Here is a 15,707-nt window from a genome sequence, read left to right as displayed (position 1 = left end):
TCATGATCGAGTTTCTAGAAGCAATTCGCGATTTCACAGAAACAGGGGGCCAGGTTCTCCTGGTCATCGGTCTGCTGATATTCGTTATGTGGCTTTTGATCCTCGAGCGTGCGATGTATCTGATGGTTTGGCACAAGCAAGCCAAGAAGAAGCGGTAGCAATGTGGACAGCACGTACCGACCGCTCTTCTTGGTTCGCTGAGCAAGTTCGTCAGAAAACAATTTCACAGTTAACCATGCGCCTGAACGGCAGCATCCCAATTATTCAGTCTCTGGTAGCGCTTTGCCCGCTGCTAGGCTTGATGGGAACGGTTACCGGTATGATTGAAGTGTTCGATGTAATGGCGATTGCGGGTTCAGGTAATGCTCGTTCAATGGCATCAGGTGTATCGAAAGCCACTATCCCCACAATGGCGGGCATGGTTGGCGCACTTTCAGGCGTATTCGCCGCTACCTGGTTAACACGTATGGTGAAATCAGAACGCACGCATCTTGAGGATGCATTGATTATTCAACGTTAATGCTAGCTAAGCATTAAGGTAAGGTATTTATTATGAAGCAGCACTTTCAAAACTTAGTCGATGAAGAAGAAGCAGCCATCGACATGACGCCCATGCTGGACGTTGTATTTATCATGTTGATCTTCTTTATTGTGACTGCGTCATTTGTGAAAGAAGCCGGTATTGATGTTAACCGTCCCGAAGCAGCTACTGCTGTGAAAAAGGACCGCGCTAATATTCTTATCGCTATTTCAGATAAAGGCGAAATTTGGATAAACAAGCGTCGTATTGATGTTCGCGCCGTGCAGGCTAATATTGAGCGCCTACACGCTGAAAACCCACAGGGTACTGTTGTTATTCAGGCTGACAAAAAGGCCACAACAGAAACCTTGATTAAGGTTATGGACGCGTCGCGAGCCGCTGGCGTTTACGATGTTTCGATTGCAGCCCAAGAGCAATAAATCATGCCACGATATTTAATCGCATTTGTTATCTCCCTTGCGATCACGTTAGGCCTGTTCTTCTTGATGCAATCGCTTATCAAGATGGGTGGCAGCGCACTAACTGAGCCGCCTAAGGGAAGCGTGCTTGACTTTGTTAGGGTCAAGCAGGATGAACAGGTTGAGAAAAAAGATCGTAAGCCGAAGAAGCCACCTAAGCCAAAAGAGCCACCTCCGCCAATGGAGCAACCGCAAATGGACTCGCCTTCTCCTGATGCAGAAGGTACGTCGATGGATTTCGGGGCCGAAGTGGGAGACGACATCTCTTTAGATGGAGGCTTGGCCCTTGAGTCAGGTGACGGTGAATACCTCCCGATCGTTAAAGTTGCGCCGGTATATCCACGACGTGCACTTCAACGGGGCATTGAAGGCTTTGTTATTGTTGAATTTACGGTAACTAAGCAAGGTGCGGTGCGCGACCCAATTGTTGTAGAAGCAAACCCAGAAGGTATATTTGAACAAGCGGCTATCGATGCTGCCATGAAGTTCAAATATAAACCTCGTGTGGTTAACGGCGAAGCAACAGAAGTGTCTGGTGTGCAAAACCGTATTACGTTCCAAATTGACGGGTAACAGAACATGATGAGAAAACAGACGAATACATTGCTTAGTGCACTGGCGTTTGCATTTGCATCGGCCACGGTATCTGTACCTAGCATGTTGGTTGCCAACGACGCTATTGCACAAGAGCAAAAAGCCAGCGAGAAGAAAACTCGCCGCGTACCTACATTACGCGGCAAGGTTTACGAACAGCTAGCTCGCGCACAAACGGCGGCGGACGAAGCAGGTAATATTGAAGAAGCTATCGCTATACTGAAAGAAGTAGAAGATAAGTCTGACTCAATGAATGCCTACGAAAAAGCCATGATGTACAACTTTTTCGGCTTCATTTACTACAACAACGAAGACTATGCAAAAGCGTTGGAATCGTTTGCTAAAGTGGTAGAGCAGCAGCCTATTCCTGAAAAGTTCGAAATGACGACACTTTTCAGTTTGGCTCAGCTTAACCTTATGCAGGGTAATTACGACGACACCATCACTTATTTGGAACGTTGGGAAAGCCTAAATACAGGCCCTGTACCGGTTAAAAACAAAGTGATAAAGGCCCAGGCGTACTACCAAAATAAACAGTACGACGAAGCGGCAATGTGGATTTCTGAAGCGGTTGCCGATCACGAAGCAGAAGGCATGATCCCTGATGAAGGGTGGTTAATTCTTCAACGTGCTATTTTCTATGAACTCAAGCAGCCTCAAAAGGTTAAAGACGTTCTTATTAAAATGGTGAAGTTGTTTGACGAGCCTAAATATTGGATCCAGCTAGCTGGTATGTACGGTGAGCTAGGTGAAGAGCGCAAGCAGTTAGCCATCATGGAAACCGCTTACCAGCGCGGGTTTGTTAATACGTCTGCTGACGTGTTTAACATGGCACAGCTTTATTACTATCACCGTGTACCTTATAAGGGTGCTAAGTTGATGGAGCAGGCAATGAACGACGGTGTGCTTGAGAAAAACTTGCGCAACCTTAAGTTCTTAGGTCAAAGCTGGTCACTTGCTAAAGAGCAGGACAAAGCCATTCCCGTTATGATGCAAGCGGCTGAACTGTCTGAAGACGGTGAGTTAGATGCACAGTTAGCGCAAATTCTTCTTAATGAAGAGCGCTTTGACGATGCCATCGCTGCTGCCGACCGCGCGGTTGAAAAAGGCGAGTTAAGAAACCCTGGTTTGGTTTACTTGATTAAAGGCATGGCGCTGTATAATAAAAAGCAGTATGCACTTGCACTTAATCAGCTTGCAGAGGCAGAAAAGCATCAGAAAAGCCGTGCTATGGCACAGCAGTGGAAGCAGTTTGTTCAGGGCGAAAAACGCCAAGCTGACGCTATCGCTGCCGAGCTTGGTGCCAGTTAAAGCTAACGTTTAAGTTGAAACGTTAATTGAAAAGGTCGATAAAATATCGACCTTTTTTTATTTCTTCATGGGTAATTATCTATGCGGACTGGTATTAAATTAAAAGTCGCGAATTATTTGGATTGTCAGATAGTGTTTTGTAGTGACTAAAAGTCTATAAGTGATTGGGGAACCAAATCAGCCACTGATGCCATTTGTCCTTCAGCTTCTAGCTGATTCCAATGGTTTTTAGTTTCTAATATTTCCTTCTTGATTGACATAAAGCACTCCACCAGTTTGGGATCGAAGTGTTTACCTGCTCCTTCTCGAAGGTGTTCAAATGCTTCATCGTCAGACCATGCTTTTTTATAAGGGCGTTTCATCGTAAGGGCATCGAATACATCGGCAATAGCGACTATACGAGCACTTTCGGGAATATCTTCTCCAGCTAAACCCTCGGGATAACCTGTACCGTTCCACTTCTCGTGATGACATAAGGCAATTTCTGCAGCAAGATTAAACAGCGGGGTATCGCATTGAGAAAGGATTTTATGACCGATTTGTGCGTGAGTGCGCATCACTTCCATTTCGCTATTTATTAATCGGCGAGGCGCTTTTAAAATAGCGTCAGGAATACCTATCTTACCTGTGTCGTGCATAGGCGCCGCTTGCGCTAACAAGCATGCATCTTCATAGGACCAGCCCCACGCGATCGCTAAGCATTTACTGTAAGCGGCCATGCGCCAAATGTGATGCCCAGTATCTGTATCATTATAATGGCCTGCTGTCGCTAACATAGTAATGGCACTTTGCTGACTTTTGCTAAGCTCTTCAGTCCGCTTTGTCACTAAGTTTTCGGTGATACGCATTTGATGAGCAAGGCTTATATGGGTCTTCACGCGTGCAAGTGTAATACTTGGTGACACTGGTTTAGTTATATAGTCGACAGCGCCGAGTTTAAAACCCTCTTCTTCGCTTTCTCCTTGGGTCAATGCGGTAACGAAAATAACCGGGATTTGACCCAGTAGTCTATCTGTCTTTAGCTGCTTGCAAACTTCAAAGCCATCCATTTCTGGCATCATAATATCTAACAATATTAGGTCTGGCGTAAACTGCTGCACTATTTTCAGAGCAACAGCGCCAGATGGCGCGACCTTAACATCGTAATAGGGACTAAGTATGCCAAGCAGTATGTCAATATTGGCTGGCTCGTCATCGACAACAAGTACGCTGAATCTATTATTTGTCGGTTTCGGTTTATTCATTACAAATATTGTCTTTCAATTGGTTAATTAACGTTAAAGCACCTTCAAAATCATAAACGGCTGCAAGCTGCTTTATTCTATTTATTTCATGAGAGTGGCGTGACTCTGCCTGTTGTGCTGCAAAGCTTGATATATACTCAAGGGCTTTGGCATCGTAGGTTTCTAGAGCATTCTGTATAGCGTCCAAACTCGATAGAATGGAGGTCTCATCTACATTGTCATTTAATTGTGTATCGGCAATTAATGTGGCTTTGTTTACCGTGTGCGCAATGAGGCGAAGCGTTGCATCAAGCTCAAAAGACAGTGTAGCGACATGTTTTGCTTTGATTGCGTCTGGTCTTTCATCTCCGCTAATAAGTAGGTGGAGGCATTGAGCAAGAGTGGTGGCACCAATAAGTTGTGCATCGTCATATAATTGTTTCAATAGCAAGTTGTCGACAGACGGTGTGTGGAATATGTTAAGTAAATCTGACATTACGCTTTGCTGACTGTATTTATTGTAAAAAGTCATCAAAGAAGAAATAAAAGGGCTTGGCTCGTCAGGAGGGGTCACCTCGATGTAACCTGCGTGTATGTTCGTATCTATTGTATGGATTATCTCATCAGCTTTGGCCGGTTTGACTAGGTGAAAACACATACCTGATGCCAGCGCCGTTTCTGAAGCTTCCGGTGTTTCATCGGCACTTAACGCAATTATAGGAATTGTCCAGCCGTAATGCTGAGAAAGCCTTTCTGCTATCTCGTATCCCGAAATATCCGGAAGGTGACAATCTAGCAAAAGTGCGTCGAACCTTGAGCTTTCGCAAAGCGCTAAGGCTTGCTGCCCTGTGGTGGCTGTAACTACTGTTATTCCTAAGTCGCTAAGTATTTGCTGACTAATTTCTACACTTATGGGGTCGTCATCAACCACTAATACTTGTTTGGAAGCTAACCGGATACTTCGCCACTTTTTGCTTTCTAAACCCTCTATTAACTGCTTCTTGGTAGAAGTTTGAAGCGGCGAAAGGGCGGAAATAATGTCGCTATCAACAAACGGAAGTTCAACAATATTGATGTGTGAAGGTAATGTATTTCCCAATTTTTTCTTTACTTCCTGGCGGCTTAATGAGCTTAACAGTACACGCATGTTGATATTGTTGTATTTGCCGGCTTCTAGGTTATTAGAGAATCGACTCCAGCTATCTCCATCTTCGGCTAAAAATACAACGCTTAAAGGCATAGTGTCTGGAAGCTTGTCGCTGCTTTCATCCACTACCTGACAATGAATGCCGAGTCTCTCTAATGTGTTGCCGAGTACTTCACACGCTGAACTTACGCTTTCATGTGTCTTAATGCATATGATGTTTTTAGGTAATGAGACGGGTAATAGTGGATTGGGTACGTCTTTATCGCTACGGCAAACAGGTAAAGTAAATGAAAAGCTGCTCCCTTCATTTACTTTGCTTTCTAGGAGCAGCTCTCCTCCCATTAGTTCTACTAATCGCTTACAGATAGTTAGGCCTAAACCCGTGCCACCGAATTTTCTTGAAATTGAAGCGTCAGCCTGAACAAAAGCATTAAATAGCTTAGACTTTCCTTCATCGCTTATCCCCATTCCAGTGTCCGATACCCTAAACATCAGCATGGCGTCTTTCGGCTCTACAATAAGTGTTACGCATCCTCTGTCAGTAAACTTAATAGCATTACTAAGGAGATTCAGCAGTACCTGATAGATTTTTTCGCTATCTCCATGACAGGGAATACTCGTGCTACAGCGAATGTCGAAAAGAAGCTGTAGTTGCTTTTGTTGAGCTTTAACTTGAAATACTTGTGCTAACTTCTCGATGATTCTTGTTAACGTGAAAGGCTCATCAACAATGTCGATTTTATTCGCTTCTACTTTTGAGAAGTCCAAAATACTGTCGATAAGTTCAAGCAATGCGTTAGCACTGTTTTGCACTTTTTCTAAATACTGTTGCTGCTGGTCACTATCATTTGACTCGAGTGCTAAGTGGGTTAACCCAATAATGGCATTCATTGGCGTTCTGATTTCATGGCTCATCGTCGCGAGAAAATCACTCTTTGCCTTGTTTGCGCCTTGCGCTTCGTTATAGGCTTTCTGCAGTTTGTGCTCGATGGCTTTTTGGCTACTAATGTCGTTAAAAACGCCTACATGTCCATCTGGCTTACCTTCTTTATCGAATAGCGGTACGGCAACGATAGAAATAGGGAATAGACGCCCCCGTTTATCGGTAAAAAAGTCTTCATAAGAGGTATAGGGCTTACCGCTTTTGATCGTTAGATTAACGGGGCACTGTTCTCTTGGAAGTAAGGTACCATCGCCGTTTTGGTAGTGAACGGTGTCGTGAAAACGTCTATCTTTCAATTCGTCTAACGTCCAGCCTAATAGGCGTGATGCAGCGGGATTGAGAAATTGTGTTTTACCTTCACCGTTAACCGCGTAAACACCTTCACCTATACTATTGGTAATGCTCTGATGGAAAGCTCTATCCTTTTTTAATTTTCTAGAAAGACGTTTTTGTTCCGAGATATCAGTACAAATGACGACGAGACGGTTTACTCGTTGGTTGTACTCGACGATAGGTACGACGGTTGCAAACACTGTCCAAGGCTTATTATCTTTAGTAAAGCTATTTAGTTCTCCCTGCCAAATTTCACCTTTAATCAGGGTTGCTAATATTTTGACTTGTTCAGCGTTCGAAATATTGTGAACGCGAAAAATAGACGTGTTTTGCCCTATCAACTCATCACGAGAATAACCAGAAAGCTGACAGCATTTATCATTTGCAGATAACAAGGTCCCCTGGAGATCGATGGTCGCCACGATACCGTGTTTATCCATTGCTCTGCGCTGTAACAGTAGCTCATTATTAGCGTTTTGCTGCTCCCGTATGAGCTCATACATGAGCGAAGAAAGATCTGATAAGTTAGTAAATTGCTCATCTATAAGAGGCTTATTACGCTCTTCAAGAAGTTGGTTAACTGCTAACCGCAAGGTTTCGACAACGGCTTTCTGTTCGTTAAATTCCTCTCGCACCTTTCTGTTGACAGCAATAAGTTCTTCAGAGCTGATATGTAAGCTTCTATCTCTTAGTTTGATATCTCTCTCGTTAAATGTGTACGACTCATCAATTCGAGGAATAAGGGCAGCAAGACCACGCTTGAGGGATTGTAGACTGGGGCTTGTGCTATTGTCGCTCTCGTCGCTGAGGCTGTTCAGCCAAGCTTTTAGCGATACGTTGTCGTTAAGCTGAAAAGCTCGGCGCAACTGACGCTCTAATAGTGAATTCAAGGTTTTTCCCTCATTAACATGAGAGTTAAGGTTTGGTTATGCAGTTCACATTGTGTTTCATTGCATGATGGACTTATTTCTCCGTAAGAATAGAACCCAGCAATAGTCGTATTATTGTTTAGTTGCCGCGCTACCTCTTCAATTTCTTCCTCAACGCGGTCACCCATGACTAACTTTCTTCCCACACAACTCGTCACTAGGGCTAGACAATGTGAATCATCATCAATATTTTTTTGGGAGATAGGCGAGATCGCTTCTATGGCGCCGCTAATAAGGTCTTCGGTGGATGCATTCATCAGGCGTAAGTACTGATTTTCATTGACCTCACCAGCCAATACTAAGCTTTTGCGCTGCTCATCGACTCCTAGAATTGTTCTGATAATTCCTGTTGGCTCGCCCTCTTCATTCAGCACTTCAAAAGGGAATAGGAGCCCACTCGCCGGCAAATCATCTGCGTATTCGCCTAAGTAAGCTTTGTATATTTCCAGTGCCGGCTTGTCATCAAGTTCGAATAGGAGGTTTGCTTCTGCCGACGCCACTCTCCGAGCGGGTCCAAATGACCGCCATCCCCCGCGTGCGCTATATTCGAAAGAAAGAGAATCTCCATAAAAAGCAACAGCGACAACGCTGCGGCTATCAATCCCATCGGGGTGCAATATGTATGTCTGTTCAAACGCACCGTTATCGCCTGCAAGACCGCCGCTTATTCCTATGTGTTGTGGTAACTGTGTCATCATACCTTCAAGTAAGGCTGAACCATTTATTTCAACACCCGGAGCCAACAAATAAACGCTTTTCAATCCTTGCTGGTCAATCATATTTGCAAGGGACTGACCTGCATCAAACGAAGACAGCATATCGCGCAAGGTTGTTTGATGGATTTTTACCGATGATGCAGATTCAAAATGCACCACAACAATGGAAATACCATCAGTAGTTACCCTATTCGCTGAAATTTCACCTGCAGTGCTACAGCCAACACTGTTTTTACACACATCATTTAAGATGTGCTGAAGCTGGGGAGAAGTAAGCAATGGGGCCGAGGCATAAGCAATAAGCAGGGAAGGGGCGAACGCTTTTAATGCGTCTTTTTGCGATATCAACTCATCTACACTATTAAAAAAAAACGTCTTTGAAAGCATGATGGACAAAGTTAAATGGCGGCATTCCTAATTTATAGTAGGAAGCACGCCTATTTACAATGTCGGTACCTTATCCTTTGGTAGCAATAAACTGATTTATAAAGAAAAACGGCTGGCGAGTAAAACCGGCCGGCCGTTGCTTTGGTTGTTTAGGCACTACGAAGCTCTCTGCGAAGAATTTTACCCACTGTAGATTTAGGGAGCTCCTCTAGTATCGTTATCGATTTTGGCACTTTGTAGTTGGTCAATTGCGTTTTACAGTGTTCGACTAGATCTTCTGTCGATACATCCCCTGAAAGCGTAATATAAGCACATACTCGCTCTCCTGTCTTATCATCGGGCTTGCCAACAACGGCGGCTTCCATCACGCTGGGGTGCGACGTTAGCACATCTTCTATTTCGTTTGGATAAACGTTAAAACCTGAAACAATAATCATGTCTTTTAAGCGGTCTACAATCTTAATTGCGCCAGATTCTGTGCGAATACCGATATCACCGGTTTTGAAGAAGCCGTTTTCGGTCATTACCTTTGCGGTTTCATCATCCCGATTCCAATAGCCCATCATAACTTGCGGTCCGCGCACCGCTATTTGCCCAGACTCCCCCTCTGCCACAGGTTTGTCGTAGCTATCGAGCAGGGCTACCTCAGTGTCCTCTAGCTCATGGCCGACTGTGCCTATTTCTTCTTTTCCTGGAATGTTGAATGAAACCACGGGCGCGGTTTCAGACAGGCCATAGCCCTCGGTAATGGTATTCCCCGTCACATCTCGCCAAATTGATACAGCCGCTTGGGTGAGCGCTGTACCGCCAGACATAGTAAGATGAAGATTAGAAAAATCGAGCTTTGCAAACTCTGGATGTCGACCAAGACCAACAAAAAGCGTATTTATACCCATAAAGGCGGATATTTTATGAGGTTTAAGTGTTTGAATGAAACCGTCGATGTCTCTTGGATTCGGGATAAGAATAATGTGCGTGCCTTTCGCAAATAGCGCCATCATACCGACCGTAAACGCATAAATATGATAAAGCGGCAACGGGCACACCAACACTTCTTCGCCGTCTTTAAAACCTTCACCTATGCGATCAAGCATCTGAATACAGTTAGCCAATACGTTTTTATTGCTGAGCGCAGCCCCTTTAGAAACTCCAGTAGTGCCGCCGGTGTATTGCAGCATGGCGAGTTCGTCTAATTTTATTGAAGGGCGAGAGAATGAGGGCAGTGCACTTCCCATTTCAATTGCTTTGCTAAAAGAAACCGTCCCGTCTAGCGTTGGCGCTGTACTAGGGTCTAGTAATTCTGTTGCCGATGTCGTAATGACTGTCTCGATACCAGTATCATCTTTAATGTTGGTAAACTTAGGAAGTAAGTCACTTAAGATTACTAAGGCTTTTGCACCGCTATCGGTAAACTGATGCTTCATTTCACGCTCAGTATATAGCGGGTTTGTATTTACTACGACAAGACCTGCACGGAGTGCGGCATAAACGACAATAGGGTTTTGGATAAGATTGGGAAGCTGAATGGCCACTTTTGTACCAGGAGTCAGTTTTGCTTCGTGTACGAAATAGCGTGCTAACGCAGACGACTTACTGTCGATATCGGCAAACGTGAGAGTTTGCCCTAGGGCCGTATATGCAGGTTTATCAGCGAACTTCTCTAAAACACTTTCGATATAGTCGGCTAGGCATGTCACATTATCAGGGTAAGTTATCATATTGCTTATTCCTAGTAAGGCAAAGGGTATAGGGTATACTCCTTACATTAGCAAACTTAACTTTTTATTTACATCAGAGTTGGCTTATTTAATAGTATAAGTCCTACTTATTAACGATAGCTGGAACTATCACTAAAGCAGCTGTAAAAGTATCCTGCACAGAAGCCAGCAAAACACTGTGCTATAAGTCCTAGCGTCGAGCGAGCGCCTGCAATAAGGGTGACATTTAAAATGGGCTGCATGGCTAGCAGCATCAATAGGAAAGAAAGGCCACCTGCAGCAGCAAAAAGAATGAATCGTGTAGCGCTGCTCGTGTCTTTTACTTCGTGAAGGCTTAGGCGGTTGACGATCAAGTGCGTTATTAGAAAAGCCAGCAGTAAAGTTACGGCGATAATAGCACCGTAAGTGGGTAAAAGGCCTAAGGCGTCCTGGCGTATCATGAAAAGCCAATCACTAACATTTAACTGGACGCCAATTTGCACCAGACCTACTAAAACAGAAATTGAATGAAATACACTTGCAAGTAGGAAACCGACTGCCCAAGATGGGACAAAATGAAAAATTGCGCGGCGAGTTAGGTTTCTCATGTATTACATTCCAAGATTCGTCTGTTATTACCATGTATTAACTATCGACAAAGCGCAACAAGAACACTAAATGTAGTTATAGTGCGACTAATAGCTACGCACATCTTTGTAGCTTAAATTAGATTAGCAACGGTAAGCGAGGACAATCACAATGAAGTCGGTGCGTATTATGAAAAAATTTTTGGTTTTCGCGCTAGCCAGCTGGGCGATTTCGCACCCTCTGGCGTCAAGTCTCGTTGCTCACACTGAAACCGAAACCGCGCGTAATACTGAAAAACAGACAGTTACAAGCGATGTCCAGGCTTCTTTAAAAAGTTTTGCTAATAACGTAGTAACAGAGAACTTATTAACCTCGCTAGCCTTTCCGAAGGCTATGACAACTCTTGTCGACCAAGAGAAAGCAACTACGCATACATTGGTAGTAACAAGAGATGGTGAACTCGTTATTTTTGATGACAGCGGAGACATATCTAGATTTTCTTTAGCACTTGATGACTTGTATACGAAAGGCCAGGGAGGCGTGCTAGACATTCTTATCCCTTCTGAATTCCCTGCTAACCCCGTTGTATTACTCAGTTATTCCAAAGGGAGTGACGATGCTAACCGTCTTGCTGTAGTAAAAGGTGAATTTTCTCTCACATCTGGCATTAGGAACATTGAACCCGTAATTGAAGTAGCGCAAACAAAAGATACGCCTGTGCACTACGGCGGAAAGCTTCTTCAGTTGGAAAGTAGTGACGCAAGCCAAGATCAGGGCTTTTTAGTCACCACAGGTGACGGATTTGATTATCGCGAGCAAGCGCAGGTTATTAGCTCACAGTTAGGAAAAGTACTAGGGTTTACACTATCAGGTAAACCGTTAATGAGTCCTTCTTTCCCTGAAAGCCCCTACGTATACACATTGGGACATCGCAATCCGCAAGGGTTAGTGCAGGGGCCTCAAGGGCAAATATTTCTTCATGAGCATGGGCCTGATGGTGGTGACGAAGTGAACCTGCTTCAAAAGGGGACGAATTATGGTTGGCCTGTAGTTACGCTGGGAAAAGACTATTCAGGTGCAAGAATTTCACCTTTTTCAACCTACCCGGGTATGACAGACCCCATTGTTGATTGGACACCATCCATCGCGCCATCATCTATGATTTACTACTCGCATGATCAATATCCAATGTTGACTGACACCTTGCTCGTTACTAGTTTAAAAGCTAAAGCCTTATATGCGATTGATAAAACTTCGAGTAAGTATGTTTCTACGAAGATTTTTGACGAACTAGAAATGCGGTTGAGAGATATAGCGGTTGATCATCAAGGTAACCTACTTCTTCTAACAGACGGTGAGAATGCCAAGGTGGTTAAAGTCTTCCCTAAATTGTACATAGCGCAATAAAAGACCAAAAAAGTGAAATTTTGTTTCAAATTTGATGTTTATTTATACTGGTAGCACCATAAATAGAATGAATCTTTATCATAACTGCAACACTATTATTTATCTTTATTGGTCAAACCATTCTCATCAAAAATGATTCTGTATTTCAATCTTTGTTTTTATAAGTAGCTGAAATTAAAAGTTAAATATTATTTTCGACAAAAAGTCATTTTTTGCATCTATGCTCGTTGATGTTGATTTAACTTTGGTTTGAGCAGTTGCATAACCAACTGATTACTTTCAGTCATTACTTAACTGCTAAAAATCAGTTAAAATATCCCTCATTTTTATATGCGTATAGCTAAGACCGACTTAACACTACGCTCAAGTAAAACTAAGACCGAGAGAACTATATGAGTTTGTATTCAGAATATCTGGCAGAGATCGAAACCCGTAAAACGGAATTAGGTCTTAACCCTAAGCCAATTGACAGTGCAGAGCTGCTGTCTGAAATTATTGCTCAAATTAAAGATACAACAAACGAGCACCGCGAAGACTCTCTAAAATTCTTTATCTATAACACCTTGCCAGGAACTACGCCTGCTGCAGGTGTTAAAGCACAATTCTTAAAAGAAATTGTACTTGGCGAAGAAAAAGTAGAAGAAATCACGCCAGAGTTTGCACTTGAGCTACTTTCACACATGAAAGGTGGTCCGTCTGTAGAAGCACTTCTAGATCTTGCTCTTTCTGATGATGAAGCCGTTGCCAAGCCTGCAGCTGAAGTGTTGAAAACTCAGGTTTATCTATACGAAGCCGATACTGAGCGTCTTGAAACGGCATTTAAAGCAGGTAACGCGATTGCTAAAGACGTGCTAGAAAGCTACGCAAAAGCTGAATTCTTTACCAAGCTTCCTGACGTTCCAGAGAAAATCGAAGTAGTGACCTATATCGCTGCTGAAGGTGATATTTCAACTGACCTTCTTTCTCCAGGTAACCAAGCGCACTCTCGTGCAGACCGTGAACTTCACGGCCAGTGCATGATTTCTCCTGAAGCGCAGCAAGAAATTGTTGAGCTAGGTAAAAAGCACCCTAACGCAAAAGTTATGCTTATTGCTGAAAAAGGCACAATGGGTGTAGGTTCTTCACGTATGTCTGGTGTGAACAACGTAGCACTTTGGGCTGGTGAGCCTACAAGCCCTTACATTCCTTTTGTAAACAAAGCGCCAATTGTTGCTGGTACTAACGGTATCGCACCTATCTTCCTTACTACTGTAGACGTAACTGGTGGTATTGGTCTTGACCTTAAAAACTGGGTTAAGAAAACAGACGAAAATGGCGAAGTGGTTCGCGATGCAAATGGCGACCCAGTGCTTGAAGAAGCTTACTCTGTTGCAACTGGTACGGTACTGACTATTGATACCAAAGCGAAGAAGCTTTTCAACGGTTCAGAAGAACTGGCTGACGTATCTGCCTCATTTACTCCTCAGAAAATGGAGTTCATGAAAGCGGGTGGTTCTTACGCTGTAGTATTCGGTAAGCAGCTACAATCTTTTGCTGCACGTACACTAGGTGTTGAAGCTCCAGCAGTTTATGCGCAATCGAAAGAAGTTTCACACGAAGGCCAAGGCCTTACTGCTGTAGAAAAAATCTTTAACCGCAATGCGGTAGGCGTAAATTCAGATGCGCCGCTTCACGCGGGCTCTGACGTTCGCGTTAAAGTAAACATTGTGGGTTCTCAGGACACTACTGGCCCAATGACCTGCCAAGAACTAGAGTCTATGGCGGCATCAACTATTTCACCTACTGTTGACGGTGCATACCAGTCTGGTTGTCACACGGCGTCAGTATGGGATAAGAAAGCACAGGCTAACATTCCTAAGCTAATGTCATTCATGAACAACTTTGGCGTAATCACAGCACGTGATCCTAAAGGTGTTTACCACTCAATGACTGACGTTATTCACAAAGTGCTTAACGACATCACAGTAGACGACCGCGCCATCATCATTGGTGGTGACTCGCACACTCGTATGTCAAAAGGTGTAGCATTCGGTGCCGACTCAGGTACGGTTGCATTAGCACTTGCAACGGGTGAAGCGGCAATGCCAATTCCAGAGTCTGTGAAAGTGACCTTTAAAGGTAGCATGAAAGAGCACATGGACTTCCGTGATGTGGTTCACGCTACTCAAGCTCAAATGCTTAAGCAATTCGCTGGCGAGAACGTGTTCCAAGGTCGTGTAATTGAAGTACAAATCGGTACTCTACTTGCTGACCAAGCGTTTACGTTCACAGACTGGTCTGCAGAAATGAAGGCGAAAGCATCAATCTGTATCTCAAATGACGAGACAATGATTGCGTCACTTGAGCTTGCTAAGAGCCGTATCCAAATCATGATCGACAAGGGTATGGATAACGAAGCTAACATGCTTCAAGGTCTAATTGACCTTGCTGACAAGCGTATTGCTGAAATCAAGTCTGGCGAAGTACCAGCGCTTGCACCAGATGATAACGCTAAATATTACGCAGAAGTGGTTATCGACCTAGATCAAATCGATGAGCCAATGATTGCTGACCCAGACGTAAATAACGAAGACGTATCTAAGCGTTATACTCACGACGTTATCCGTCCAGTTTCTTATTACGATGGTAAGCCAGTAGACCTAGGTTTCGTAGGTTCTTGTATGGTGCACAAAGGCGACATGCAAATTATCGCACAAATGCTGCGTAACCTAGAGAAGCTTAACGGCTCTGTAGAGTTTAAAGCGCCACTTGTTGTTGCGCCACCTACATACAACATCGTTGACGAGCTAAAAGCAGAAGGCGACTGGGAAGTACTTGCGAAATACGCAGGCTTCGAGTTCGACGATGCTAAGCCTAAAGAAGCTGCGCGTACTAAATACGACAATATTCTTTACCTAGAGCGTCCTGGATGTAACCTATGTATGGGTAACCAAGAAAAAGCTGAGCCAGGCGATACAGTTATCGCGACATCTACACGTCTTTTCCAAGGTCGTGTTGTAGCTGACTCTGCTGAGAAGAAAGGTGAATCACTACTAGGCTCTACGCCGCTAGTAGTACTTTCAACCGTACTTGGTCGTTTCCCAACGACAGAAGAGTACAAGCAAGCAGTTGCAGGCATTGACCTAACTAAGTTTGCTCCACCTTCTGAAGACTTGGCAGTTAAGCCTAAGTTCGAAGCAGATGTAGCCGTTAAGCGCGTATAAGCACTTACCGCTAAACAAGACATTAAAAAGCCCCAACCAAGGTTGGGGCTTTTTTATACATGAAATTATGGGGTCAGAGTACTTTAACGGAGCAGCAGCTCAAAGAATTGGAGTCAGAGTACATTTTTCTAAAGAGTACTCTGACCCAAATCCTTTATTGAATAATACGTAACCAAACACTACCCTCATTCAATACGGCGAGATGTGTTCATTGTGTACTAAGGAAAGGT

At 43.8% G+C, this 15,707-nt stretch carries 10 protein-coding genes and 1 pseudogene; 6 read left to right on the top strand and 5 right to left on the bottom strand.

The window, feature by feature from the left end; translation table 11 throughout:
• The first annotated feature begins 2 nt into the window (after positions 1 to 2).
• The 4 genes and pseudogenes from ACYX4M_RS03800 (at position 3) to ACYX4M_RS03785 (ending at position 2,904) form a co-directional block, all read left to right on the top strand.
• Positions 3 to 520, top strand: a pseudogene (locus tag ACYX4M_RS03800) (MotA/TolQ/ExbB proton channel family protein).
• Between the two features lie 32 nt (positions 521 to 552).
• The gene (locus tag ACYX4M_RS03795; RefSeq protein WP_071817097.1) at positions 553 to 960 is read left to right on the top strand and encodes an ExbD/TolR family protein; all 408 of its coding nucleotides are present in this window, start codon (positions 553 to 555) and stop codon (positions 958 to 960) included.
• Between the two features lie 3 nt (positions 961 to 963).
• The gene (locus ACYX4M_RS03790; protein WP_012517281.1) at positions 964 to 1,572 is read left to right on the top strand and encodes an energy transducer TonB; all 609 of its coding nucleotides are present in this window, start codon (positions 964 to 966) and stop codon (positions 1,570 to 1,572) included.
• Between the two features lie 6 nt (positions 1,573 to 1,578).
• Positions 1,579 to 2,904 (top strand): tetratricopeptide repeat protein, encoded by a 1,326-nt coding sequence (locus tag ACYX4M_RS03785; protein WP_476081956.1) that lies wholly within the window; start codon positions 1,579 to 1,581, stop codon positions 2,902 to 2,904.
• A 146-nt stretch (positions 2,905 to 3,050) separates the two neighbouring features.
• On the opposite strand, the gene ACYX4M_RS03780 is transcribed toward ACYX4M_RS03785, so the two are convergent.
• The 5 genes from ACYX4M_RS03780 to ACYX4M_RS03760 form a co-directional block, all read right to left on the bottom strand.
• Complete coding sequence (locus ACYX4M_RS03780; RefSeq protein WP_476081955.1) at positions 3,051 to 4,148, bottom strand: HD domain-containing phosphohydrolase; 1,098 nt, start codon at positions 4,146 to 4,148, stop codon at positions 3,051 to 3,053.
• Complete coding sequence (locus tag ACYX4M_RS03775) at positions 4,141 to 7,440, bottom strand: ATP-binding protein (RefSeq protein WP_476081954.1); 3,300 nt, start codon at positions 7,438 to 7,440, stop codon at positions 4,141 to 4,143. Before ACYX4M_RS03775 ends, ACYX4M_RS03780 begins: the two co-directional genes overlap by 8 nt.
• On the bottom strand, positions 7,437 to 8,543 hold the full coding sequence (locus ACYX4M_RS03770; protein WP_476081953.1) for an FIST signal transduction protein: 1,107 nt from the start codon (positions 8,541 to 8,543) through the stop codon (positions 7,437 to 7,439). Before ACYX4M_RS03770 ends, ACYX4M_RS03775 begins: the two co-directional genes overlap by 4 nt.
• A gap of 188 nt (positions 8,544 to 8,731) precedes the next feature.
• The gene (locus ACYX4M_RS03765) at positions 8,732 to 10,300 is read right to left on the bottom strand and encodes an AMP-binding protein (RefSeq protein ID WP_476081952.1); all 1,569 of its coding nucleotides are present in this window, start codon (positions 10,298 to 10,300) and stop codon (positions 8,732 to 8,734) included.
• Between the two features lie 110 nt (positions 10,301 to 10,410).
• Positions 10,411 to 10,887, bottom strand: coding sequence for a hypothetical protein (locus ACYX4M_RS03760; RefSeq protein WP_476081951.1), 477 nt, complete (start codon positions 10,885 to 10,887; stop codon positions 10,411 to 10,413).
• A gap of 169 nt (positions 10,888 to 11,056) precedes the next feature.
• Between ACYX4M_RS03760 and ACYX4M_RS03755 the strand changes: the two genes are divergently transcribed.
• Positions 11,057 to 12,274, top strand: a complete 1,218-nt coding sequence (locus ACYX4M_RS03755) for a PQQ-dependent sugar dehydrogenase (protein ID WP_476081950.1) — start codon at positions 11,057 to 11,059, stop codon at positions 12,272 to 12,274.
• A 392-nt stretch (positions 12,275 to 12,666) separates the two neighbouring features.
• The gene (locus ACYX4M_RS03750; RefSeq protein WP_474827769.1) at positions 12,667 to 15,477 is read left to right on the top strand and encodes a bifunctional aconitate hydratase 2/2-methylisocitrate dehydratase; all 2,811 of its coding nucleotides are present in this window, start codon (positions 12,667 to 12,669) and stop codon (positions 15,475 to 15,477) included.
• The last annotated feature ends 230 nt before the right edge of the window (positions 15,478 to 15,707 follow it).

It is taken from the genome of Alteromonas sp. ABV4_150 (assembly GCF_056311745.1).
This window is presented reverse-complemented; position numbering and strand designations above follow the sequence as displayed.

Coding starts and splice junctions, on each gene's coding strand:
- ACYX4M_RS03785 (WP_476081956.1), top strand. CDS start 1,579: ATGATGAGAAAACAGACGAATACATTGCTTAGTGCACTGGCGTTTGCA.
- ACYX4M_RS03755 (WP_476081950.1), top strand. CDS start 11,057: ATGAAAAAATTTTTGGTTTTCGCGCTAGCCAGCTGGGCGATTTCGCAC.
- ACYX4M_RS03790 (WP_012517281.1), top strand. CDS start 964: ATGCCACGATATTTAATCGCATTTGTTATCTCCCTTGCGATCACGTTA.
- ACYX4M_RS03760 (WP_476081951.1), bottom strand. CDS start 10,887: ATGAGAAACCTAACTCGCCGCGCAATTTTTCATTTTGTCCCATCTTGG.
- ACYX4M_RS03780 (WP_476081955.1), bottom strand. CDS start 4,148: ATGAATAAACCGAAACCGACAAATAATAGATTCAGCGTACTTGTTGTC.
- ACYX4M_RS03750 (WP_474827769.1), top strand. CDS start 12,667: ATGAGTTTGTATTCAGAATATCTGGCAGAGATCGAAACCCGTAAAACG.
- ACYX4M_RS03765 (WP_476081952.1), bottom strand. CDS start 10,300: ATGATAACTTACCCTGATAATGTGACATGCCTAGCCGACTATATCGAA.
- ACYX4M_RS03795 (WP_071817097.1), top strand. CDS start 553: ATGAAGCAGCACTTTCAAAACTTAGTCGATGAAGAAGAAGCAGCCATC.